The organism is Pseudarthrobacter phenanthrenivorans Sphe3 (genome assembly GCF_000189535.1).
Taxonomy (GTDB): Bacteria; Actinomycetota; Actinomycetes; order Actinomycetales; family Micrococcaceae; genus Arthrobacter; species Arthrobacter phenanthrenivorans.
Map to the genome: position 1 here is coordinate 1,301,576 of NC_015145.1, position 22,239 is coordinate 1,323,814.

General features: G+C 66.2%; 15 protein-coding genes and 1 tRNA gene. 12 read left to right on the plus strand and 4 right to left on the minus strand.

Annotated features, from left to right (window positions below):
• Positions 1–25 precede the first annotated feature (25 nt).
• The 3 genes from ASPHE3_RS06080 to ASPHE3_RS06090 are packed head-to-tail and all read right to left on the minus strand — an operon-like array spanning position 26 to position 5,125.
• Positions 26–2,548 carry a DUF3488 and transglutaminase-like domain-containing protein gene (locus tag ASPHE3_RS06080; protein WP_013600353.1) on the minus strand — a complete coding sequence of 841 codons (2,523 nt, stop codon included), beginning with the start codon at positions 2,546–2,548 and terminating at the stop codon, positions 26–28.
• Positions 2,545–3,987, minus strand: a complete 1,443-nt coding sequence (locus ASPHE3_RS06085; protein ID WP_013600354.1) for a DUF58 domain-containing protein — start codon at positions 3,985–3,987, stop codon at positions 2,545–2,547. The genes ASPHE3_RS06080 and ASPHE3_RS06085 overlap by 4 nt, the downstream gene beginning before the upstream one ends.
• Before the next feature lie 10 nt (positions 3,988–3,997).
• The gene (locus ASPHE3_RS06090) at positions 3,998–5,125 is read right to left on the minus strand and encodes an AAA family ATPase (protein WP_013600355.1); all 1,128 of its coding nucleotides are present in this window, start codon (positions 5,123–5,125) and stop codon (positions 3,998–4,000) included.
• 162 nt (positions 5,126–5,287) lie between these two features.
• Between ASPHE3_RS06090 and ASPHE3_RS06095 the strand changes: the two genes are divergently transcribed.
• The 5 genes from ASPHE3_RS06095 to ASPHE3_RS06115 all read left to right on the plus strand — a co-directional run bounded on the left by ASPHE3_RS06095 (position 5,288) and on the right by ASPHE3_RS06115 (position 11,454).
• Positions 5,288–6,223 (plus strand): TatD family hydrolase, encoded by a 936-nt coding sequence (locus tag ASPHE3_RS06095; RefSeq protein ID WP_013600356.1) that lies wholly within the window; start codon positions 5,288–5,290, stop codon positions 6,221–6,223.
• Positions 6,224–6,472: 249 nt separating this feature from the next.
• Positions 6,473–7,642: a resuscitation-promoting factor gene (locus tag ASPHE3_RS06100; protein WP_041652003.1), complete on the plus strand. Its 1,170-nt coding sequence runs from the start codon at positions 6,473–6,475 to the stop codon at positions 7,640–7,642.
• Positions 7,643–7,753: 111 nt separating this feature from the next.
• Positions 7,754–8,626: a 16S rRNA (adenine(1518)-N(6)/adenine(1519)-N(6))-dimethyltransferase RsmA gene (gene rsmA / locus ASPHE3_RS06105; protein WP_013600358.1), complete on the plus strand. Its 873-nt coding sequence runs from the start codon at positions 7,754–7,756 to the stop codon at positions 8,624–8,626.
• Entirely contained in the window at positions 8,623–9,585 is a 963-nt protein-coding gene (locus tag ASPHE3_RS06110; RefSeq protein WP_013600359.1) for a 4-(cytidine 5'-diphospho)-2-C-methyl-D-erythritol kinase, read from the plus strand. Before rsmA ends, ASPHE3_RS06110 begins: the two co-directional genes overlap by 4 nt.
• Positions 9,586–9,624: 39 nt before the next feature.
• Positions 9,625–11,454, plus strand: a complete 1,830-nt coding sequence (locus tag ASPHE3_RS06115; RefSeq protein ID WP_013600360.1) for an ABC-F family ATP-binding cassette domain-containing protein — start codon at positions 9,625–9,627, stop codon at positions 11,452–11,454.
• Between the two features lie 31 nt (positions 11,455–11,485).
• Here ASPHE3_RS06115 and ASPHE3_RS06120 read toward each other — a convergent pair whose 3' ends face one another.
• Positions 11,486–12,112, minus strand: a complete 627-nt coding sequence (locus tag ASPHE3_RS06120) for a TetR/AcrR family transcriptional regulator (RefSeq protein ID WP_013600361.1) — start codon at positions 12,110–12,112, stop codon at positions 11,486–11,488.
• A 145-nt stretch (positions 12,113–12,257) separates the two neighbouring features.
• On the opposite strand from ASPHE3_RS06120, the gene ASPHE3_RS06125 reads away from it, so the two are divergent.
• The 7 genes from ASPHE3_RS06125 to ASPHE3_RS22815 all read left to right on the plus strand — a co-directional run bounded on the left by ASPHE3_RS06125 (position 12,258) and on the right by ASPHE3_RS22815 (position 22,017).
• Positions 12,258–12,329, plus strand: a tRNA-Gln gene (locus ASPHE3_RS06125).
• A gap of 100 nt (positions 12,330–12,429) precedes the next feature.
• Complete coding sequence (gene glmU / locus ASPHE3_RS06130) at positions 12,430–13,908, plus strand: bifunctional UDP-N-acetylglucosamine diphosphorylase/glucosamine-1-phosphate N-acetyltransferase GlmU (protein WP_013600362.1); 1,479 nt, start codon at positions 12,430–12,432, stop codon at positions 13,906–13,908.
• Position 13,909: 1 nt separating this feature from the next.
• Positions 13,910–14,890, plus strand: a complete 981-nt coding sequence (locus ASPHE3_RS06135; RefSeq protein WP_013600363.1) for a ribose-phosphate diphosphokinase — start codon at positions 13,910–13,912, stop codon at positions 14,888–14,890.
• Positions 14,891–15,187: 297 nt separating this feature from the next.
• Complete coding sequence (locus ASPHE3_RS06140; RefSeq protein WP_013600364.1) at positions 15,188–15,808, plus strand: 50S ribosomal protein L25/general stress protein Ctc; 621 nt, start codon at positions 15,188–15,190, stop codon at positions 15,806–15,808.
• A 110-nt stretch (positions 15,809–15,918) separates the two neighbouring features.
• Positions 15,919–16,509 (plus strand): aminoacyl-tRNA hydrolase, encoded by a 591-nt coding sequence (gene pth / locus ASPHE3_RS06145; protein WP_013600365.1) that lies wholly within the window; start codon positions 15,919–15,921, stop codon positions 16,507–16,509.
• Positions 16,510–16,631: 122 nt separating this feature from the next.
• Complete coding sequence (locus tag ASPHE3_RS06150; protein ID WP_013600366.1) at positions 16,632–19,370, plus strand: helix-turn-helix transcriptional regulator; 2,739 nt, start codon at positions 16,632–16,634, stop codon at positions 19,368–19,370.
• Between the two features lie 106 nt (positions 19,371–19,476).
• Positions 19,477–22,017, plus strand: coding sequence for a LuxR C-terminal-related transcriptional regulator (locus ASPHE3_RS22815; protein ID WP_013600367.1), 2,541 nt, complete (start codon positions 19,477–19,479; stop codon positions 22,015–22,017).
• Positions 22,018–22,239 lie beyond the last annotated feature (222 nt).

The window sequence follows — 22,239 nt, forward strand, 5'->3', positions numbered from 1 at the left end:
CGTAGCCTGCGCTGCCTGCGGCAGGTCAGCCGCCGCTTTGCCGCCGAACGCCGTCGCGCACTCCATGCCTGGAAGAACCGGGCCACGAGTGGGCGGCGGCTTTCGCCGTCCTGTGCAGGATGCTTCCGGCAGCGCGGAACGGCGCGGCAAGGAGCCTGCCCAGCCGCCCCATGACTGACGCCGGGACCCAGGCCGCCTGGACCCGCCGGGCGAGGGGAGCGTTTGCCCGCAGGGACTGCTCCACTGCCGTGATTCGTCCTGCCATCTCGCCGGGATCGCGGTTGGCAGCGACGGAGGTCCCGCCCTCTTTTACCGGTGCCGGGCCGGGGAGGGGCGGACGGCCGTAGCTGTGGCGCTCGAAGTCCGCGGTAAGGGCCAGGACCGCCTGGTGGGCGGCCTGGTCCAGCCCGTCCGGTTCCCCCAGCACAGTGCCGCGGAGCCGTGACGAGTAGGTCCTCGCGGTCTCGCTGGGGTCCGGTGGCAGGCCATAGTCGTTTCCCAGGTCCTGCAGCTCCAGCCAGGCCAGCGGCACGGCGTTCGCGGTTTCCCTCGGCCGGAGGCGCCGCGCCCGGATGCCCGCGCGCACCAGGCGCGGAGCGGCCAGCAGGAGCGCGGTGCCAAGGACACCGCCGGCGCCGAGCAGCACAGGCATCAGCTGCACGCCCGTGTCCGTGCTTCCACCGGTACCCGGGGCGGGCAGCGGCGTGGCGCTGGGAGCCGGAGCAGGGGCCGGAGTGGCGTCAGGGATCACGTCCTGGTTGTTATCCAGCGCATCAGGGGCTGCGGACGCCGATGCTTCCGTGGCGTAATCCGGAACCACGCCGCGCGACGGAGTAGGTTCGAAGGGCACCCAGCCCAGCCCCTGGAAGTACAGTTCGGGCCACGCGTGGGCATCACGGGCGTCCACTTCGTACTCCGGCAGTTCCCCCTGGCCGGCCACAGAAACCGTTGCGCCGGTGAGCCTGCCCGGCGCATACCCCACCGCGATCCTGCTTGGAATCCCCTCCAGCCGTGCCATGACCGCCATCGCGGATGCGTAGTGGATGCAGTAGCCGCTCTTCTGTTCCAGGAAGTCTGCCAACACGGAGAGGCCGTTGCCGTCGTAGCCGCCTTGGACCGGTGACTGCAGCGAATAGGTGAACTCCGCGGACCGCAGGTACTTCTGGATGGCCATCGCCTTCTGGTAGGGCGTGCCTTCACCCGCTACTGTGTCGGCGGTGGTGCGGACTATTCCGGGAACGTTGCCGGGGATCCTGGTGAAGTCGTCCGGGATGCCCTGGACAGGGGCCGAGGACTGCGCCAGGAGCGCCGCTGTCAGTTTGGGTGCCGACGATGTGACCAGGTACTCCTGCCGGCGGGAGGTGGTGGTATCGGAACCCTTGATGCTCAACGTGGCAGGGTCCCAGCTCCACTGCCCGCTGAGGCCCCGGACGGACTCCGGGGCGTAGGGCGCTGGAAGGTAGGGGCTGTTGAAGCTTCCTGCGTCAACGGCCGTGACCAGCCGCAGCTGCTCGTCCGCCAGGACCGTGTACCCGGGATCAATCCGGCCGCCCATCGGCACCCGGGAGGCGTCCCGGTCGTCGGGGCCCCAGGATTCGCCGTCGAAGTGGTCCACTGTGACGGAGCGCAGGTACAACGGGGTGGGGGCATTGGTGGCATAGGTGATGCGCCCGCTTCCGTCAGGTGTCCGGAGGCTGTTGCCAAGGGTAATCATGGGGTTGAGGCCCGAGGATGTGCCCCACGGATTGAGCCGCGAACCCTGCGGGAACGTGCCCTGGTCGAACCCGGGAATGGCCAGGGGGAGCACCAGGGTGGCGGCCAGTGCAACAGATCCGGTGAGGACAGCACGCCTCGTCTGGCCCGGGCTGCGTGCTGAATCCGTTTGAAGCCGGGGATCGGGGACAAACCACTGGCTGCAGCCGAGGATCATCAGGTAGCCGGCCACGGTGGCGGCGAATCCCCAGAAGCCCACGCTTTGCGGCTTAATCATGGCCGGGACAACCAGGATGGCCAGGAGGCCCACACCAGTGGCGGCAGGCATGCCGAGCGGCAGGGCGAGTGCGTCCACCAGGATGACCGCCAGGCCAAGGACAGCGCAGACCACCATGACGATTCCCACGTTGGGCGCCACGGGGGCGGTTTCGGAAAGCACGGTTTCGCTCGCGCGCCGGATCAGGCGGTCAAGGTCGGCCAGGGTGCTGCCAGTGGGAATCACGCCCGCGATGCTGGATCCGCGGAAGAAGGTCAGGGTAAGGATGGCCCCCAGGGAAAGGAAACCGCCCGCCGTGACCAGGAGGGGCTGGGCGCGCAGGGCACGAAGGGCAGCCAGGGTGAAGCAGACCGCCAGGACGGTGGTCAAGACAGGCCAGTACCAGCCCCATCCCCGGAGCACGCCGTTCAGAGAAAGGGCGGCACCGGCGACAGCTACTGCTATGGAACCTGCCATGGCCCAGGGATAGACCCCGACCCGGGGCCGGACGGCCGATGGTTCCCCCTGTGTCCCGGGCTGCCGGCCGGTTTCCGGATTCCGGGCCGGTGCCACGGTCATCGCGCCACCCCCGCTCCGCGGCGGACCTCGGCTGTGGGCGGGGGTACGGCCACATCCTGGTCGAACTGGTTCCAGGCGGCGGGAACGGGAACCGACGGCGGGACGGCAACTGCCCGCCACCCTCCCTGCCGCAGCACCTCCAGGACCTCCGCGGAATCCTGCGGCCTGTCAACAACGATGAGGGCGAAAGCATTGGTGCCATATCCAGCAGCCGGGGCGAGGGCGAGTGCCTCGGTGCGCGAGATGGTTCCCAGGACGGCGATCAGCGGTCCCCGCATCCGGTGTGCGGACAGCTTGTCCATCAGCAGGTCATCAAACGCCTCGGCAGCGGGGTGGTGGGGGTGACGTTCCGTGGGCCCGGCAACCTTGGCGGCCAGGCCGCGAAGGGCAGTGTCCCGGTGGGCATGCTGTGCCCCGGTCAGCTGGATTGCGGCGAGGCTTTCACCGATGGACTGAAGTCCGCCGCTACCGCTGTATTCCTCCATTTCCGGTTCCGGTGCCGACGGCGATTTCAGGAACGCCGGCCCACCGCCCGTATCCAACAGGCGCAGGGCGTAGTTGCGTTCGGCCAGGTGCGCGCTGATGGACATGACCGCCACCACCGACCATTCGAACGCTTCGCTGCTGGCCATCGGATGCCCGTCCGGTCCCGCCGGCACTTCATGTCCTGCCCCGCCCCCAGAGAATGCAGCGAGCCGGTGGTCCATGATGATCGTGGCCTCGGGCGTGGTGACAGACTCCTCCTGCCGCACCATAAGGTCGCCGTGCCGGGCGGTGGCAGCCCAGTGCACCCGCCGCATCGGGTCCCCGTGGCGGTATTCCCGGGTCATGACGTCGTCGTCGCTGGGATTGGCCCGGATCCTCGTCGCCGTGACCCCGTCGTTGCCGCGCGCGCCGGCCAGCCCGGTCAGGGGAAGAACGACGGCGGCAGGCGTCACGGTGAGGACGTCGCCGTCGTCTATTGCCTGCCGGTGGAGCGAGAGGCCAAAAGGGTCCGTGAATTCGGCTGTCACGGGACCGATGAGGAACTGTCCCCGCTGGACGGACCGCAGGCGGTATTCATACCGGCTGGTGCCGCCGGTGGCGGAGCGTGAGGGAAAGCGGAACGCGGGAGATTCACCGAAGCGGGACGGGAGCCGCTCCTCCATGGTGGCCCTGCCGCTGCCGTTTCCCGTCCTCGCCACAGCGAGCCGGACAGTGGTGGGCGCAGATGTCTCCACCGGGGACGGATTGAATTCGCGGTACACCTGGAACCTGGGCTTGACCAGACGGATGCCAGCCAGCGAAACGAGGGGGAGGACGATCAGCAGCACGCTCAGCGTCAGCAGGTCCCTGCGGCCCATGACGTGGGCGGCGCCGAGCGCGGCTCCGCCGGCGGCGATCATGCCCCAGCCCCGTTGGGTGAAGAGGTGCCGGGGCACCCTGTCCAGCAGTGCCATGGATGCCCGCCTAGTGGTTCCTGCCCAGTCCGGTGACCGGGGCTGCTGTCCTGGCAGCATGTGTCGAAGTCCTGTTCCCGGCACCCGCGGCTTCGGACACAACCGGCAGCCGTGACAGGATGCCCCGCAGGACGCTGTGCGGAGTTTCGCCGGCACCCGCGGCCTTGCGGTCAAGGATGATCCGGTGGGCAAGCACCGATTCGGAAACCTGCACCACATCGTCCGGCAGGACAAAGTCCCGTCCGTCCAAGGCGGCAGTGGCCTTTGCCGCGCGCAGCAACTGCAGCATGGACCGGGGGCTGGCCCCCAGGCGGAGGAGGGGGCTTTCCCGGGTGGCCCTGCCCACCGAGACGGTGTACTCCTTGACGGCCTGGGATACATACACCTGCTGGACGGTGGTGATCATGGCCGCAACATCGGCTGACGTAACCACAGCGGAGACCTTGGCCAGGGGTGACGTTGCCTGGTGTGTTTCCAGCATCTCGATTTCGGCGGCCTCGTCCGGGTAGCCCATGGAGATCCGGGCCATGAAGCGGTCCCGCTGGGCCTCGGGCAGCGGGTAGGTTCCTTCCATTTCGATGGGGTTCTGGGTGGCGACCACCATGAAGGGTTCGTCCAGGCGGTAGGAGGTGCCGTCCACGGTCACCTGGTGTTCTTCCATGCATTCGAGCAGCGCTGACTGTGTCTTGGCGGAGGCGCGGTTGATTTCGTCCCCGATGACGATGTTGGCGAAAACCGCTCCCGGCCGGAACTCGAACAGCCGGGAGGCCTGGTTGTAGATGGACACGCCGGTCACATCGGACGGCAGCAGGTCAGGGGTGAACTGGATCCGGTTGACGGTGCAGTCGATGGTCCTGGCAAGGGTCTTCGCGAGGAGGGTTTTTCCTACCCCGGGCACATCTTCAAGCAGCAGGTGCCCCTGGGCCAGCAGGACAGTCAGCGCCAGCTTCGCGGCATCCGATTTCCCGTCGATGACAGTATTAACGGAAGTGAGGATGCGCTGGGTTGCAGCATGGAAGGAAGCGGCGTCCATGGCGGCCGGCCGGTGCCCGTTCAGGCGGCTGACGGGATCGGTGATCCCCGCCAGGCCGCGGTTCGCAGCGCTCACATCGTTGGCAGTGCGTCGGTGGGGTTCCATCGGCAACCTTTCAGCCCGGGGTGCACCTGGACGGGACAGCAAGCCTGCCTTCGCCCGTCGGTGGGCGTTCGCATGTGTTCGTACCAGACTACTAACACAACTGCCGCGGCTGACAGAGAGTTCCAGCAAATATGGGGGAGCGTTCCCGGTTAGGGTGGTTGGATGTCTTCTTCGCTTCCTCCCGCCGCCTACCGCACCACCGCGACGGACCACACCCCTGATTCCGGAGACTCCCGGCAGAAGGGCTTTCCTCCCGCGCCCGAGCCCCTGCCTGTGCCGGTCATGGACAACCACACCCATCTGGACTTCCCTGACGGCAAGGCCCCCGTGGGAGTAAAGGCGGCGCTGGATGCCGCGGAGGCCGTGGGCGTCCGAGGCGCAATCCAGGTGGGCTGCGATCTGGAGTCTTCCAGGTTCACCGTCCAGGCGGTTGACCTGGACGATCGGCTGCTCGGGGCAGTGGCGCTGCACCCCAACGACGCGCCCCGCTATGCGGCACGCGGCGAGCTTGAAGAGGCGCTCGCCGAGATTGAGCGGTTGGCGCTCCATCCGCGGGTCAGGGCAATTGGCGAGACGGGACTCGACTTCTTCCGGACGGAGGGGGAAGGCCTGGCGCATCAGCGGTACTCCTTCCGCCGCCACATCGACATCGCAAAACGGCTGGACCTTACGCTCCAGATCCACGACCGTGACGCGCACGACGACGTAGTCCAGGTCCTGCGTGAAGAAGGGGCTCCGGAGCGGGTCGTTTTCCATTGCTTCTCGGGCGACGGGGAGCTCGCGAAGATCTGCAACCAGCAGGGCTGGCGGATGTCCTTTGCGGGGACGTTGACTTTCCGGAACGCAGGCAACCTTCGTGAGGCCCTTGCGGTTGCCGATCCCAGCCTGGTGCTGGTGGAGACCGATGCGCCGTTCCTGACCCCGCATCCCCACCGGGGGAGGGCGAATGCAAGCTACATGATTCCCTACACAGTCCGCGCCATGGCCGAATTGACAGGAACTGACCTGGCTGAGATGTGCTCCCGGATAGCCGGTAACACCGTGGCCGCATACGGGAGCTGGGACCAGGAGCCCGTCGCCGCACCGTTACCTCGATGAATACCAGGTATGCAATTTTCTTGGTTGCTTTATAACGCTCCGGTTACAGTGGACAACTATTAGCCGGGGTCGGGGAAGGCCATCGGATAATTTCACTTCAATTTGCAGCTGGACTGCTGGGCTCTGCCCTGGCCTGACCGTTGCGCGGAGTGTGGCGGCGCAACGGTGCCCGGACTGCCTTGACGGCGGTGCCGGGCATTTTATTGCGCGATTCCCCGTGCCCGGATGGTCCTAAAGTTACGGGCAATCGTGATCAAGTTCTTCACCTCGGACGGCAAGTTCAGCTTTATCAAGGTTGGCGCCCAACTGCTGGTGCTGTGCGCACTCGTAGTGGGCCTCGTAGCCTTCGTCGGCAATAACAAAACCATCACGCTCAACGTTGACGGCAAGGTCTCTTCGGTGCAGACCTTCGGCGGCACGGTGGGGCAGGTGGTCAAGAGTGCGAACCTCGAGCTAAACCCTGCCGACCGCATCTCGCCGGCGGTTGATGCATCAGTCCGGAACGGTACGGTCATCAACGTCAACAAGGCCAAAGAAGTCAAGGTCAGCCTTGACGGTTCCGAAAAGGTTGTGAACACCACCGCCCAGGACGTCGCCGGACTGGTTACCGAACTCGGCGTGGCCAGCGCGTCCTCTGTTTCCGTCCCGAAGGACGCCCAGCTGTCCGTCGCCGGATCCTACGTCTCCATCTCCACACCTAAATCCGTCAGCATCGTTGCCGACGGAAAGGTGGACACCGCCACCACGACGGCGGCCACGGTGGGCAAAGTCCTCGAAGACGCCGGCCTGACCCTCGGCGCGAACGACCGCATGTCGCAGCCGGCCAACGCCCACGTGGTGAACAACATGGTTATCAAGGTGTCCCGCGTGGACAACACCCGGACCGACGTTACCTCCGAGGACGTGCCCTTCGAGAGCGTCACAACGGAAAGCGCCGAACTCCTCAAGGGCGAAAAGGAAGTCACCCAGGCAGGCGTGGCGGGCAAGGTGGAGAAGACTTACAAACTGGTTCTGGTTGACGGCCGCGAAGCCTCCCGCACCCTGGTCGCCGAAAACGTTGCCGTACAGCCCGTAACGGAGAAGATCACGGTTGGCACCAAGCCGAAGCCCATGGCCCAGGCCGCTCCCGCCGCCAGCGCCGGCACCAATACCGGCGCCGCTGCTCCGGCAATGATGAATGAAGCCATGTGGGACAAAATCGCCCAGTGTGAATCCGGCGGAAACTGGAGCATCAACACCGGCAATGGCTACTACGGCGGCCTCCAGTTCGATATCCAGACCTGGATTGGTGCCGGCGGCGGGGCTTACGCGCCCAACGCCAGCCTTGCCACCAAGGCCCAGCAAATCGATATCGCAAACCGCGTCTACGCCCAGCGCGGCCTGCAGCCGTGGGGCTGCGGATGGGCTGCCACCAGCTGATCCCAGCATATTCGTGCCCGCCAGGGCGCGGCGGCCGGGCCCGGATCATCGGGCCCGGCCGCCGCCGTTAAAGGGGCAGGACGCACGCGGTGCGCGGGATAGGATACCTAGGTGACTGAACCAACCCCCGCCGCGCCCGCACCGTTGTTCGGTGCATCCGACATACGCCGGCTGGCGGAGGAGATCGGCATCCGCCCCACCAAAACCCTGGGCCAGAATTTTGTGATTGACGGTAACACCATCCGCAGGATTGTGGCCGCGGCGGATATCGGACCGGACGAGACAGTGCTTGAGGTGGGCCCGGGGCTGGGTTCCCTTACCCTTGGGCTGCTCGATGCAGCGGCGTCGGTGGTTGCTGTGGAAATCGATCCCGTCCTTGCGGCAAAGCTCCCGGAAACCGTCAAGGAATGGCGCCCGGGTGCTGCCGGCAACTTCCATCTGGTGCACGCGGACGCCATGAAGGTCACCGAATTGCCCGTGCAGCCCACCGCCCTTGTGGCCAACCTGCCGTACAACGTCGCCGTTCCCGTAGTGCTCCACCTGCTGCAGTATTTCCCCAGCCTTCGGCACGGCCTGGTGATGGTCCAGGACGAGGTGGCTGACCGGCTCGCCGCAGGCCCCGGATCAAAAACCTATGGCGTGCCCTCGGTGAAGGCCGCCTGGTACAGCCAGATGCGCAAGGCCGGCGTGATCGGGATGAACGTCTTCTGGCCGGCGCCGAAAATACATTCAGGCCTGGTGGCTTTCACGCGCCGTGAACCACCGGCCACCACCGCCACCAGGGAGCAGGTCTTCGCAGTGGTGGACGCCGCCTTCGCCCAGCGGCGCAAGACCCTCCGCGCAGCCCTGGCCGGCTGGGCCGGCGGCGCACCCGAAGCGGAGCGCTGCCTGGTGGCTGCCGGCGTCGACCCCACCGCCAGGGGTGAGGTCATAGACATTGGCGCTTTCGCCAAAATTGCAGAAGCCAAGCAGGCGCTGGCATGAACGCGCCGGCAGGACGTTTTGCTGCCAGGACTGTCCGCGTCAAGGCCCCGGGCAAAGTCAATGTGTCACTGGAAGTGGGGCCGCTCCGTCCGGACGGCTACCACTCGGTGGCCAGCGTCTACCTTGCTGTGTCCTTGTACGAGGAAGTTGCGGCCACCAGCACCGACACCCCGGGCATCACCGTCAGCCTGAGTCCGGAGAGCACAGTTGACCTTGACGCTGCCGACATCCCCCTGGACGGAAGCAACCTTGCCTATAAGGCTGCGGCGATCATGGCGGACGTCTCCGAACGCTCCACGGGCGTCCACTTGGAAATCACCAAGCGCGTGCCGGTTGCCGGCGGCATGGGCGGCGGTTCGGCAGACGCCGCCGCCACCTTGCTGGCATGTGATGCGCTGTGGAACAGCGGCCTCTCGCGGGAAGAACTGGCACACCTTGCAGGCGAACTAGGCGCCGACGTTCCGTTTTCCCTGCTGGGAGGCGCGGCGGTGGGACTGGGCGTCGGCGACGAACTCTCTCCGGCGCTGGCGAAAGCACAGACCTACTGGGTCCTGGTCACGGCCGATTACGGTCTTCCCACTCCCGAGGTGTACCGGACCCTTGACCGCCTGCGGGAGGCCGGCGGCGTCCAGGCCGCTGAACCCGTCGGCGTGGATCCGCAGATCCTCACGGCCCTGCGCAGCGGAGACGCGGAAGCCCTCAGCCGCGTCCTGGTCAACGACCTCCAACGGGCATCCATCGAGCTGGCGCCTGCGCTGCGCGATACGCTGGGAATCGGAGAGTCCCATGGGGCCATTGCAGGGATAGTGTCCGGATCGGGGCCAACAGTGGCCCTGCTCGCCGATGACCCTGTGGCGGCCGAGAGCCTCGCAGAGGATCTGCGGCATTACGGCCTGACCGCACTCTCCGTCCACGGACCGGTTCCCGGGGCGCGCATCATTTCCGACACCCTCCTCTAACAACCTCCAGTCCCAACCTGAAGCAGAAAGCAGTTCCCTTTGGCACACCTTCTTGGCGGCGAGAACCTGACGGTCTCCTACGCAACCCGTACCGTCCTGGATGGCATCACCCTGGGTCTGGAGGAGGGCGACCGGATTGGCATGGTGGGGCGGAACGGCGACGGAAAGTCCACCCTGATGCGCCTGCTGGCGCTTCGCTCCACCCCTGACTCCGGCCGGGTCACCAAGCGCGGAGACGTGAACGTGGGGTACCTGGACCAGAGTGACGTGCTCGACGGCGACCTGACGGTGGGTGCCGCGATCGTGGGGGACCAGGCGGACTACGAATGGGCGCGCAACCCCCGCATCCGGGAAATCATGGGCGGGCTGGTGTCCGACGTCGACTGGCACGCCAATGTGCACGCCCTGTCCGGCGGCCAGAAGCGGCGCGTGGCGCTGGCCAAGCTCCTCATCGAAGACCACGACGTCATCATGCTGGACGAGCCCACCAACCACCTGGACGTCGAGGGTGTGGCCTGGCTGTCGCGCCATTTGAAGACGCGTTGGCGGGCCAACCAGGGCGCCTTCCTGGTGGTAACCCACGACCGTTGGTTCCTCGACGAGGTCTGCAATAAGACCTGGGAAGTCCACGACGGCATCGTGGATCCCTTCGAAGGCGGTTACGCCGCCTACGTGCTGGCCCGCGCCGAACGGGACCGGATGGCGTCCGTGGTTGAGGGCAAGCGCCAGCAGCTGGTCAAGAAGGAACTCGCCTGGCTCCGCCGGGGCGCACCCGCGCGGACCGCAAAGCCGAAGTTCAGGATCGAGGCCGCGAACGCCCTCATCGCCGATGTGCCTGAGCCGCGGGACTCCATGGCCCTCAGCAAGATGGCCACGGCACGCCAGGGCAAGGACGTCCTGGACCTGGAGAACGTCTCCCTCAACTTCCAGGGTGCCGACGACGGACGGAAGCTCTTCGACAACATCACCTTGCGCCTTGCCCCCGGAGAACGCCTGGGACTGGTGGGCGTCAACGGCGCCGGCAAGACAACACTCCTCAAGCTGCTCAACGGAGAAATCCTTCCCGACGCCGGAAAGGTCAAGCGCGGCAAGACCGTGGTTACCGCTGTCCTGACGCAGGAGGTCAAGGAACTCGACGACGTCAAGGACCTGCGCGTCATCGAAGTGATTGAGCGGGAAAAGCGGTCCTTCAACGTGGGCGGCAAGGAATTCAGTGCAGGCCAGCTGGTGGAGCAGCTTGGCTTCACCAACGAGAAGCAGTGGACCCCGGTCAAGGACCTGTCCGGTGGTGAACGCCGCCGGCTCCAGCTCCTCCGGCTGCTGGTCGGCGAACCCAACGTGCTGATGCTCGACGAACCCACCAACGACCTCGACACCGACACCCTTGCTGCGGTGGAGGACGTCCTGGACGGCTGGCCCGGCACCCTGGTGGTTGTAAGCCACGACCGGTACCTGCTGGAACGCGTCACGGACCACCAGATGGCGCTCCTGGGTGACGGCAAGATCCGCGGCCTGCCCGGCGGCGTGGACCAGTACCTTGAGCTCCGGGAAGCAGCGCTGGCAGGCTCCACCGTCACCGGCGGCGGCAACCCCGTCACCAGCGCCGGGGCAACGGGCCCGGCTGCGGCGTCCGGCGGTCCCTCGGAGGCCGACAAGCGCGACGCCCGCAAGGCGCTTAACCGGATCGAACGGCAGCTCAAGAAACTCGATCAGCAGGAAAAGAAACTCCACGACGACATGGTCAAGAGCACGGAAAAGTCCGACTTCGACGCCCTCGCCGAACAGAACAGCCAGCTCAAGGACCTGGCTGAGGAAAAGGACGCCCTGGAACTCGAATGGCTCGAGGCATCGGAGCTCCTGGGCGACTAAGGGCCACTGCGCCGCGGACCTAACCGCGCAGTCAACCCTCCGACTTCAGCTCCGGGTCCTTCTTCAGGCCCGTCAGCCCGTTCCAGGCGAGGTTGACCAGGTGCGCCGCGACTGTGTGCTTGTCGGGCTGGCGGCTGTCCTGCCACCACTGGCCGGTCATAGCCACCATGCCAACCAGCATCTGGGCATACATGGCACCGTCCTGGGCGCTGAAGCCCCGCCGGTCGAACTCGTCGGCGAGGATGTGCTCCACTTTGGCCGTGACGTGGGAGAGCAGGGTGGAGAAGGCGCCTTCGGGCTGGGACGGCGGTGCATCGCGCATCAGGATCCGGAATCCTTCGGTGCGGTCCTCGATGTAGGTCAACAGGGCAAGGGCGGCGCGCTCCACCAGGACGCGGGGCTTGGCCTCCTGGGTCAGGGCCTCGTTGATGGCGTCCAGGAGGAGCCGGAACTCGTGGTCCACCACCTGGGTGTACAGCCCTTCCTTGGACCCGAAGTGTTCATAAATGACGGGCTTGGACACCCCGGCGCAGGCAGCTATTTCCTCGATGGTGGTCCCGTCGAGGCCGCGGACGGCGAAAAGGCCGCGTCCGACGTCGATCAGCTGGTTCCGCCGCTGCAGGCCTGTCATCCGTGTGCGCGGAGGGTTGTTGCTCACATTTCCATCATGCCCTACCGCTTCCGGCCGGAATTGCAGCGGCTGGACGGCCCGGGGACAGGGGGAGGGGCGCCCCGTGTCGCGCGGTGCCCCGAACCCGTGGCAAAATAAGGACTTGTGCCCGGGCCTCGCGCCTTCGGCATGGTCCGCTCTGGTGTAACGGCAGCACCCCGGCCTTTGGAGCCGTGGAGTATAGGTTCGAATCCTATGGGCGGAACTGCTGTGCATGGAGCGTTCAGCAGCAAGACATTCGGTGCCGCCTCCGATGTGGCCGGGCACTGTAAGCGCCAGCGTAACCAAGCAAGGAGAGCCAGTACGTGATCCCCGAGAATACCGGTCCGGCCGCAGTCATCGTCCTGGCGGCAGGCGCCGGTACACGGATGAAATCGCGTACTCCCAAGATCCTTCATGAGATTGGCGGCAGGTCCATGGTGGGCCACGCACTCCTGGCCGCACGGAGCATCAATCCACAGCAGCTGGCCATCGTGGTCCGCCACGAACGGGACCTGGTGGCACAGCATGTTGCGGCGCTGGATCCGGCCGCAGTCATCGTTGACCAGGATGATGTCCCGGGTACCGGCCGCGCCGTGGAAGTTGCGCTGCAGGCCCTGGACGCCGGGCAGGAGCTCACCGGCACTGTTGTGGTGACCTACGGCGATGTGCCGTTGCTGTCGGGGGAACTGCTGGCCGAACTGGTCGCTACCCATGAGCGTGAAGCGAACGCCGTGACGGTCCTGACCGCCGTCCTGGATGATGCCACCGGGTACGGCCGGATCCTCCGCGGGGAGGACGGAACCGTTACCGGCATCCGTGAGCACAAGGACTCCTCCGACGCTGAACGGCTCATCCGGGAAGTGAATTCGGGCATCTACGCTTTTGACGCCGCCGTCCTGCGGGACGCACTGGCCCACGTCACCACCGACAACTCCCAGGGCGAGAAGTACCTGACTGATGTCCTTGGGCTGGCCCGCCAGGCGGGCGGCCGCGTTGCCGCCGTCGTCACCGCCGACCGCTGGCAGGTGGAAGGTGCCAATGACCGGGTCCAGCTTGCTGCCTTGGGAGCCGAGCTGAACCGCCGCATCGTCGAGGCGTGGATGCGCGCCGGCGTCACCGTGGTGGATCCCGCCACCACTTGGATCGACTCCTCAGTCACCCTGGACGAGGACGTCCGCATCCTTCCCAACACGCAGCTCCATGGCGCCACCACCGTGGCCAGGGACGCCGTCGTCGGCCCCGACACTACCCTGACGGATGTCACCATCGGTGAGGGCGCAAAAGTTACCCGCACGCACGGTTCCGGTGCCGCCATCGGTGCCGGCGCCGCCGTCGGGCCCTTCACCTACCTGCGGCCCGGCACGGTCCTGGGCGAGACCGGCAAGATCGGCGCGTTCTACGAGACAAAGAACGTGACCATCGGCCGCGGCTCCAAGCTGTCCCACCTCGGCTACGCCGGCGACGCCGAAATCGGCGAGGACACCAACATCGGCTGCGGCAACATCACGGCAAACTACGACGGCGAGATGAAGCACCGCACTGTCATCGGCTCCGGCGTCCGCACCGGTTCCAACACGGTCTTTGTTGCCCCGGTCACCGTGGGGGACGGTGCCTACAGCGGCGCCGGCGCGGTAATCCGCAAGGACGTGCCGGCCGGAGCGCTGGCGCTGACCGTAGCCGCCCAGCGCAACACCGAAGGCTGGGTTGCCGCCAACCGCCCGGGCACCCGCTCCGCCGAACTGGCCCAGGCAGCCACCACAGATTCCTCAAGTACCCCGGCATCTACAGAAGAGGGCAAGTAACATGAGCGAAATTACGGCGCGCGGCGAGAAGAAACTGGTGCTCGCCACCGGCCGGGCCCACCCCGAACTGGCCCGGGAGATCGCCAAGGAGCTCGGTACGGACCTGCTGCCCGTGGATGCCTACGACTTCGCCAACGGTGAGATCTACGTCCGCGCCGGCGAGAGCGTGCGCGGAACGGACGCGTTTGTCATCCAGGCGCACCCGGCCCCGCTGAACAACTGGCTCATGGAACAGCTGATCATGATCGATTCGCTCAAGCGGGCCTCGGCCAAGCGCATCACCGTTGTTTCGCCCTTCTACCCCTATGCCCGCCAGGATAAGAAGGGCCGCGGCCGCGAACCCATTTCGGCCCGCCTGGTGGCGGACCTGTACAAGACGGCCGGCGCGGACCGCATCATGAGCGTGGACCTGCACACGTCCCAGATCCAGGGCTTCTTTGACGGCCCCGTGGACCACCTCATGGCCATCCCGCTGCTCGCCGACTACATCCGGACCCGTGTGGACGCCGAGAACGTCACGGTTGTCTCCCCGGATACCGGACGCGTCCGGGTCGCTGAGCAGTGGGCCGAACGCCTCGGCGGAGCCCCGCTAGCGTTCGTGCACAAGATGCGCGACCTGACGGTGCCCAACCAAGCGGTTTCCAAAACCGTGGTAGGCCAGATCGAGGGTCGCACCTGCGTCCTGATCGATGACATGATCGACACCGGCGGAACCATCTCCGGGGCGGTCCAGGTGCTGAAGAACGCGGGTGCGAAGGACGTCATCATCGCGGCCACCCACGCGGTGTTCTCCGATCCCGCGGCCAAGCGCCTCTCAGAATCCGGGGCCCGTGAAGTGGTGGTCACCAACACGCTGCCGCTCACTTCCTCCCAGCGGTTCCCGCAGTTGACGGTGCTGTCCATCGCACCGCTGATCGCACGCGCCGTCCGTGAAGTGTTCGACGACGGCTCGGTCACCAGCCTTTTCGACGGCAACGCCTGACCCTTTGACCACGGGCCCTGCCCGGCGGCCAATCACACGGCCGCCGGGAGCAGGGCCCGTTTTCTGTTAACCCGCACGGCGCTGGTAAGCTGGTCAGCGATACCTTGGCGAGGGAGAGCATCGGAATGCCGGTTTGTACCGGCAGGCCGCCGCAGGTCTCCGTTATCGACTGGGTCTGATCTGCCCTTCCACTGGAAGGGCTGCCTTCTTGAAGGGCCGCCTCCGGCCGCCCGGCGTTGAAGGTCGCAACAGACCTCCGCCCTTGCTGAACACCGTTTAGTATTCAAGGAGTTTTCCATGTCTGAGCAGAAGCTCGCAGCAGAAGTACGCACCGAATTCGGCAAGGGCTACGCCCGCCGCGCCCGGATGGCCAACCTGATCCCCGCCGTCATCTATGGCCATGGCGCGGACCCCATCCACGTCACCCTGCCGGCCAAGGCCACCACCTTGGCTGTCCGCACCGCCAACGCGCTGCTGTCCCTGGACATCAACGGCGAGGGCCACCTGGCCCTGGTGAAGGACGTCCAGCGCGACCCGATCAAGCAGATCATCGAGCACATCGACCTCCTGACCGTCCGCCAGGGCGAAAAGGTTACGGTTGACGTTCCGGTCCACGTCAGCGGCGAAACCGCCCCCGGCACCGTGCACAACCTGGAGCTGACCGTTGTGTCCCTCGAGGCCGAGGCAACCCACCTGCCCGAGTCCGTCGAGGTCAGCATCGAAGGCCGCGCCGCCGGCGAGCACATCCACGCTTCCGACCTGGTACTGCCCAAGGGCTCAGTCCTGCTGACCGACGCCGAGGCGCTCGTGATCAACATCTCCGAGGCCACCGTTACGGAAGAAGAGGGCGCCACCGAAGGCGGCGAAGCTGTTTCCGGTGAAGCTTCTGAAGCTGCAGAGAAAGCTGCAGCCGAGTAAGCTGCCCCCTTGTGTGCCAGTGGCCGGACTCCCATGGGGTCCGGCCACTGGCATGTTAACTGTCCGTTGCCGGCACCGGATCGCCGAGTGCCCCACCCTAGGATTGACTCATGACTGACACCTGGCTCATCGTTGGCCTCGGAAACCCCGGAGCTCAGTACCAAGGCAACAGGCACAACGTCGGGCAAATGGTCCTTGACGAGCTTGCGGCCCGGATGGGCGCCGGTTTCAAGAGCCACAAGGCGCGTGCGCAGGTCCTCGAGGGACGCCTTGGCATCGGCGGGCCCCGTGTTGTGCTGGCCAAACCGATGACCTATATGAATGTTTCCGGCGGACCGGTGGCCGCGCTCGCCAACTTCTACGGCATCTCACCGGACCGTGTGGTTGCCGTCCACGACGAAATCGACATTCCCTTTAATACAGTGAAACTGAAGCTCGGCGGCGGCGAAGGCGGCCACAACGGGCTGCGGGATATCTCCAAAACCCTGGCCACGAAGGATTACCTGCGGGTCCGGGTGGGGGTGGGGCGGCCGCCGGGACGCATGGACACAGCTGATTACGTCCTCCGGAACTTTGGTTCTGCAGAGTTGAAGGAACTGCCTTTCCTGCTGGATGAGGCTGCGGACGCAGTCGAAGTGCTGCTGCAGGACGGCCTGACGGCAGCGCAGCAAAAGTTCCATCCTGCAAAATCCGCGGGCTAGCAACATAGAAACTTTAAGGCCTTAGGCCCTGTTTCGTTGTCTCTACCGGAGGGTACGCTTCTTCCTATGCGGGGGAGCAATGGGGCCACACCCCGCTATCGCGGGATGTAGGGGATAAGTTCATGTCAATCGAGCCACTTAGCTGGGGACGTGGGTCAACACCTCACGACGTTGGGCCGAAGAAAGATACTTCCGGAACGCCGGAGGGGCAGCTGTGGTCTGCCCCTGCCCGGGGAGCGCACCTTGAATCCGTCCGCAGCGCCCTCACCAGGGAAGACTCCCTCGGGGTGGTCATCACGGGGGGCCGTGGGGTGGGAAAGTCCTCACTTGCCCGGGCGGCCGTCATGGACCTCGGACCGGATGTCTGGTCGCTGCAGTTGCGCAGCGGGCCGGCCGGCTCGAGCACTCCCTACGGCTGCCTTTCCTTCCTGCTTGCCCGGCTTCCCCAGGCCTACATGGGTTCGCCCACGGCCATTCTGCGGGGCATCACCTCGCTGATCCGCAGTGACGCCGGCGGCCGGCCCTGCGTCATCACCCTGGACACTTCCGGAAGCATCGACGACATGAGTGCCGGGGTGCTGCTGAACGTACTCTTGACGGGCACCGCAAAGATTGTCGCCGTCGCACCGAAAACCAGCGATCTTCCCGCGGACTTCCATTGGCTGCTGACGGACCGCCGCCTCACCGAAGTCCGGCTCAGCAACCTGAATGAGCTTCAGACCCGACAGGTCCTGTTGTCCCTCCTTGGGCACAGGGTGTCGGCATCCCTGGTCAGTACCTACCACCAGATGGTCGGCGGGAACCCGCTTCTGCTCAAGGCGCTCGTCACGGAGCAGCAGCTCTCCGGAAACCTCGTGCTTTCCGATTCGGTCTGGACCCTGCGGGACAAGGTGGTGCTGGAGGGCGCTGCCAGCCTTGACGACATTGTCCGGTCCCGCTGGTCCCGGGAGACGCCCGAAACGCGGGAAGTCATTGAGATGCTTTCCTGTGCCCGGCGGGTGGAACTGGCCAGGCTAACCGCCATTTTCGGCGCGGAAGTGGTCGCCAACATGGAAGACGGCGGCCTGCTGGAGATCGACGCCTCCGACCATCGCTGGGTGTCGCTGCGCGAGAAGTACATCGGCGACGTCGTGCGGACGTGGCTGAGCATTGCCCGCCGCAGGGAGTTGCGCAGCGTCCTCCTCGGCGGCGTGGAACCTGATCCTGCAGGCATGAGCGTCGATGAACTCATGGCTTTCGCGGCCTGGACCCACGAATGCGAGTCAGAGCTGAGCCCCGCACTGGCCCTCGCGGCCGCCGACGCCGCGGTCCAGCTGTTCGATCCCAAGTTTGCCCTGACATACGCGGAAATGCTCAAACGTACGGACCGCCAGTGGGTTGCGGGCCAGTGCCGGAAGGCCGCCGCGTACCTGCAGTTGGACCTGCCCGTACAGGCGATGGCAGCGCTTGACGACATTTCACAGCCGGAACTGGACAGCCTCGATGTCGAGGACTACGCCCACGTCGTCGCGGCCAAGTCGCAAGTAATGCTGTGGCTGCCGGACCAGGCCGGCAATGTCCCGGAGTTGCTGGGGGAGGCCCGGACAAGGCTGGAGGAAGCAGCAAGGTCTGCTGCCTGGCCTGAGCCGGCAGCAGCCGCAGCAAACAAGGTGGCCTTGAGCCAGTTCGAGTACCGCGCTTTCATCGGCGACTACGCGGGCATCATCCCCGCCCTCGAGGCGGCTGCTGATCCAGCGAGGAATCCAGATACCGGCTACCGGATGAATGCGGCCATCTTGCTGATGACCTCGCTGGCCATGACCGGACGCGAAATGGACGCCTTGAGCATCATGCGGCAGCTGGGCGGCCAGATCAGCGATGCCTCCCATATTGTGGGGTTGCGGGAACGGTACACCAGGGAGGCCTACCTGGTCCTGCTGATGGCCGGACAATGGCGGCGCTGCATCGATCTCCTGGCACCCCAAGGCAGGGAGGAACCGCACAGCCTCCCTTTCCGCAGCGCTGCAACGGAACTCGCCGCCGGCATCGCCTACGTCTATTCCGGCAGGGGCGCGGCCGCCCTTGAGCCGCTTATCTCCGCTGCCGCCCAGCTGGAGCTCCAGCCCGTCCAGGCCGCACTGCGCTGCGCTCATGCAGCCATCGCACTGGCCCATGCCCAGACAGGCAACGCTGCCCAGGCGCGGAAGTACCTCGCAAAACTGCAGCGGACCCCAGGGCAGACAGCCAGCTTCATCACTGAAAGCATCGTTGAGTTTTGTGCACAGGTGGCGGGCCGCTGGCTCGGGGACCCTGACGCAGTGGCCGGACTCAAACAGTCCGCCCGCCGGAACATGGAAGCAGGGCGGTTCACGCTGGCCGGAATCAACCTCCTCGCTGCCACCGTGAACGGCAGTGATGCCGACTTCCGCCTGCTGGAGGAGATTGCGGGCTACCGGCAGGGACCCCTGGCCGAGGTTTCGCGGCTCATAGCGGTGGGCAGCCGGACAAAGGATGCCAAGACCCTGCTGGCCGGTGGCGAACTGGCCGCCACGCTGGAACTGGACGCCGTGGAAGCGCGGTGCATGGCACTGGCCGTGGACTTCGCCCGGCAGGCCGGTGATCCGCTGACCGCCAGGACTGCCCAGGCCCGCCTGGATATCCTGGCCGCCACCGTGTCGAATCTTCCCATCGTGCCCAGCAGCGGCAGCCCGCTGCTGACCAGCAGGGAGCGCCAGATTGCCCGGCTGGCAGCCCGGGGGGCCTCCAACCGGGACATTGCCTTGGAAATGGGTGTGTCTGTGCGTACTGTGGAAGGCCACCTTTACCAGGTCTTCACCAAGCTCGGCGTAACTTCCAGGGGTGATCTGACTGGACTCGTCTAACGGCCACAAGCCGCCTACTGCACACCGTCTCCTCGCCGGACGGCGGGAACCCCTGGACCGGATCTGCAATATCGTCCGGAACCGCGCCAGCCAGGCGATTTTTATCATGGCCGGGCCGGGCATTGGAAAATCCTCCCTCACGGAAGGCATCGCCGAGCGGCTTTCCGGGGAACTGAACGTGCTGCAGATCCATGGCAGCACCGCCCTCGCAGCCGTGCCTTTCGGGGTACTGACCCCTTACACCGGCGAACTGACAGCGGAGGAATCGGTCTCGCCCGTCGCCGTCCTGCGGTCCATGTGGAGCTACTTTGAGAAGCTGAAGGCAGGCAACGGCGCACCTGTCCTCCTGATCGTGGATGACGCCCACCACCTCGATGATGCGTCCGCAGGCGTGGTTGCGGACCTGATCTCCGCCGGCTGGGCAACCGTGGTAGCGGGGGCAAGGCCCCGGCCAGGCCTGCCGCAACCACTGGACCAGTTGTGGTACGACGGCCTGGCCGAACGCGTGGACCTCCGCCCGTTGAACCGCGAACAGATCGAGGAAGTACTGGCCCACGTCCTTGACGGGACGGTCCCGGACGCCACCGTGGACGCCGTCTGGAGCGCCTCGGGCGGCAATCCGCGCGTACTGGACGCCCTGCTGCATGATGCTGCCGAAGCTGGAATCCTTGCCAAGCGGAACGGCATCTGGGTCCTGCTGGGCCCGCTGCCCACCGACGGCGTCCGATTGACCGCCGTTGTGGCGAAGGACCACCTTCGACGGCCGCCGGAGGAACAGGAAGCGCTGAAACTCATTGCCCTGGCCGGACCGGTGGGCCGGAAAGTCATCGAAGACATCTGCGGCGCGCCGGTGGTCCGGTCCCTGCTGGACCAGCAGATGATCGTCGAGAATTCCGGGGTGCCGTCCGAACTTTCCGTGTGGAACGCACTGTTCTCGAACGCGATCAGAAACACCATCTCGGTCTCACGCAGCCTCCAGCTGCTGGAAAAGATCCGGGCGCACCAGGACCCCGCGGCAGCTCGCGGGGAAGGCCGGCTGCGGTCCGTCGAGTGGGCTCTTGAGTGCGGACTGCGCGTACCGGACAGTGAGATGCTCGCGGCCTCACGCGAGGCGCTGGCCCGTTTCCGCAACGGCAGCGCGCGTGCCATAGCCGCCAAGGTGCATGACCCGGAACTCGTTCCCCTTGCCCGGGCCATCCAGGCGCGGGCCTTGTACAACGAGGGCGCCTACGCCGACGCCGCCGCACTGCTGGACAGCTGCTGGCTGCAGCTGGCCGGCCACCCGGACGGCCCTTCGGTCCTTCTGCTGCGCTTATTCGCCCACCAGGCCACGGGGCAGCAGCTGGCGGCGCTGGCCGAGGACGTGCGCGGACGGCACCAGGACGCACCGGAGGCCGTCCGGGCATGGCAGGAGGAGCTGTTGGAGCTGCTCCAGTTCGGCGCCGACGTGGACGTGGAAGCGCTCAGAAGCCGCGCGGCCGGGATCAGGAACCGCAGCTCCACCGGGACAGGCGGGCAGCCCCTCAATGCGCTCGCGGAAGCCCTGTTGGCCCACGCCCTCGCCGCTGCGGGCCGGCCCGCGGAGGGACTCGATGCGGCGCTCCTGGCCGCTTCGGAGCTTCGCGCCCTGGAAAATGAGCTGTTCTTCTTTTCTGAGTTTGTGCTGGGCCGGCTCGTCACCGACTACCTCGCGATGGGTGAGTGGGAGTCCGCGGAGCGTGAACTTGACAGTTATGCCGCAGCGCATGCACTGGCCGCCGCAACGTTCAACGGCAGCCTGCAGGTCCTGCGCGGCTATTCCATGCTTCGGCAGGGCCGCATGGAGCGCGCCTACCAGTTGCTGCTGCCCGCGGTGGAGGCCCTGCGGCTCAACGATCCGCTCCTGCTGTTCCGCTTCGGCTCCGCTTTGGGCTTTTATGCAGCAGCCAGGCTGGGGGACACGGCACAGGCCAAGCGGCTTGAACAGGACTACAAGGACGCGGTGGCAGGCGGCCCCGCCCACGACTTCCTGGCGGGCGCCTACGTTGCTGCCGCCGGGGAGTACCTGTCCCGGGACGGCAAGGGCCTGGCCTCGCTGCACACGCTGGCCACCACTCCGGAGGCGAGCTCAAGAGCGGGGACACTCCTGGAACTCCTGGCCGTGTGCTGGGACCTGGGTGACCCCTCGGTGATCCCCATGGTGCAAAGCACAGCCAAGGGCGTGGAGGGTCGTTGGGCTGCGGCGATGCTGAAGCTGTCCGTCGATTGGGAGGCCGCAGACGGCGATACCCTGATGGACACGGCGGCCGCGCTGGAGGAATCCGGCTTCGTCAACCTCGCCCGCGAGGCCTACGCCCGGGCCAGCACAGTGCTTGAGCACGCAGGGGAGCGACGCCGGTCCAGGCAGGCCGTTGCCCAGCGCGAGAAGTGCGACCATGAACTGGGTGAACGCTTCCGGGAGGGCCGCTTCATCGCCGCAGCTCCCGCTGTCCACCTCACCCGCCGTGAACAGGACATCGTGGAGCTTGCTGTGCAGGGCCTCACTGACCGCGAGATCGCACAACGGCTCATGGTCTCTGTCCGGACAGTCGAGGGCCACCTGTACCGTACGTACGTCAAACTCGGCGTCCGCAGCCGGGATGAGCTGGACTCCGCACTTCCCAAATAGTCCGAACCTCCACAGAGCAGGCCCAACAAGCTGTTGCCGTCCGCGGCTGCGGCCGGCCTTTGGCGTGCCCCTTGGAGCGGAGCCCGGAGCTTCCTGCCCGCCCTTCCGGTACAACACTCCCGGGTATCACCCGCCCATCCCGGTAGTCCCCGGTCGCCGAAATAGAGTACTGCCTACTCGTGTACCCCAGCGCTGAGCAGGATTTACTTAAGGAGTCGAAGC

Coding starts and splice junctions, on each gene's coding strand:
- pth (WP_013600365.1), top strand. CDS start 15,919: ATGACTGACACCTGGCTCATCGTTGGCCTCGGAAACCCCGGAGCTCAG.
- ASPHE3_RS06150 (WP_013600366.1), top strand. CDS start 16,632: ATGTCAATCGAGCCACTTAGCTGGGGACGTGGGTCAACACCTCACGAC.
- ASPHE3_RS06140 (WP_013600364.1), top strand. CDS start 15,188: ATGTCTGAGCAGAAGCTCGCAGCAGAAGTACGCACCGAATTCGGCAAG.
- ASPHE3_RS06090 (WP_013600355.1), bottom strand. CDS start 5,125: ATGGAACCCCACCGACGCACTGCCAACGATGTGAGCGCTGCGAACCGC.
- ASPHE3_RS06095 (WP_013600356.1), top strand. CDS start 5,288: ATGTCTTCTTCGCTTCCTCCCGCCGCCTACCGCACCACCGCGACGGAC.
- ASPHE3_RS06110 (WP_013600359.1), top strand. CDS start 8,623: ATGAACGCGCCGGCAGGACGTTTTGCTGCCAGGACTGTCCGCGTCAAG.
- ASPHE3_RS06080 (WP_013600353.1), bottom strand. CDS start 2,548: ATGACCGTGGCACCGGCCCGGAATCCGGAAACCGGCCGGCAGCCCGGG.
- ASPHE3_RS22815 (WP_013600367.1), top strand. CDS start 19,477: ATGGCCGGGCCGGGCATTGGAAAATCCTCCCTCACGGAAGGCATCGCC.
- ASPHE3_RS06135 (WP_013600363.1), top strand. CDS start 13,910: ATGAGCGAAATTACGGCGCGCGGCGAGAAGAAACTGGTGCTCGCCACC.
- ASPHE3_RS06085 (WP_013600354.1), bottom strand. CDS start 3,987: ATGGCACTGCTGGACAGGGTGCCCCGGCACCTCTTCACCCAACGGGGC.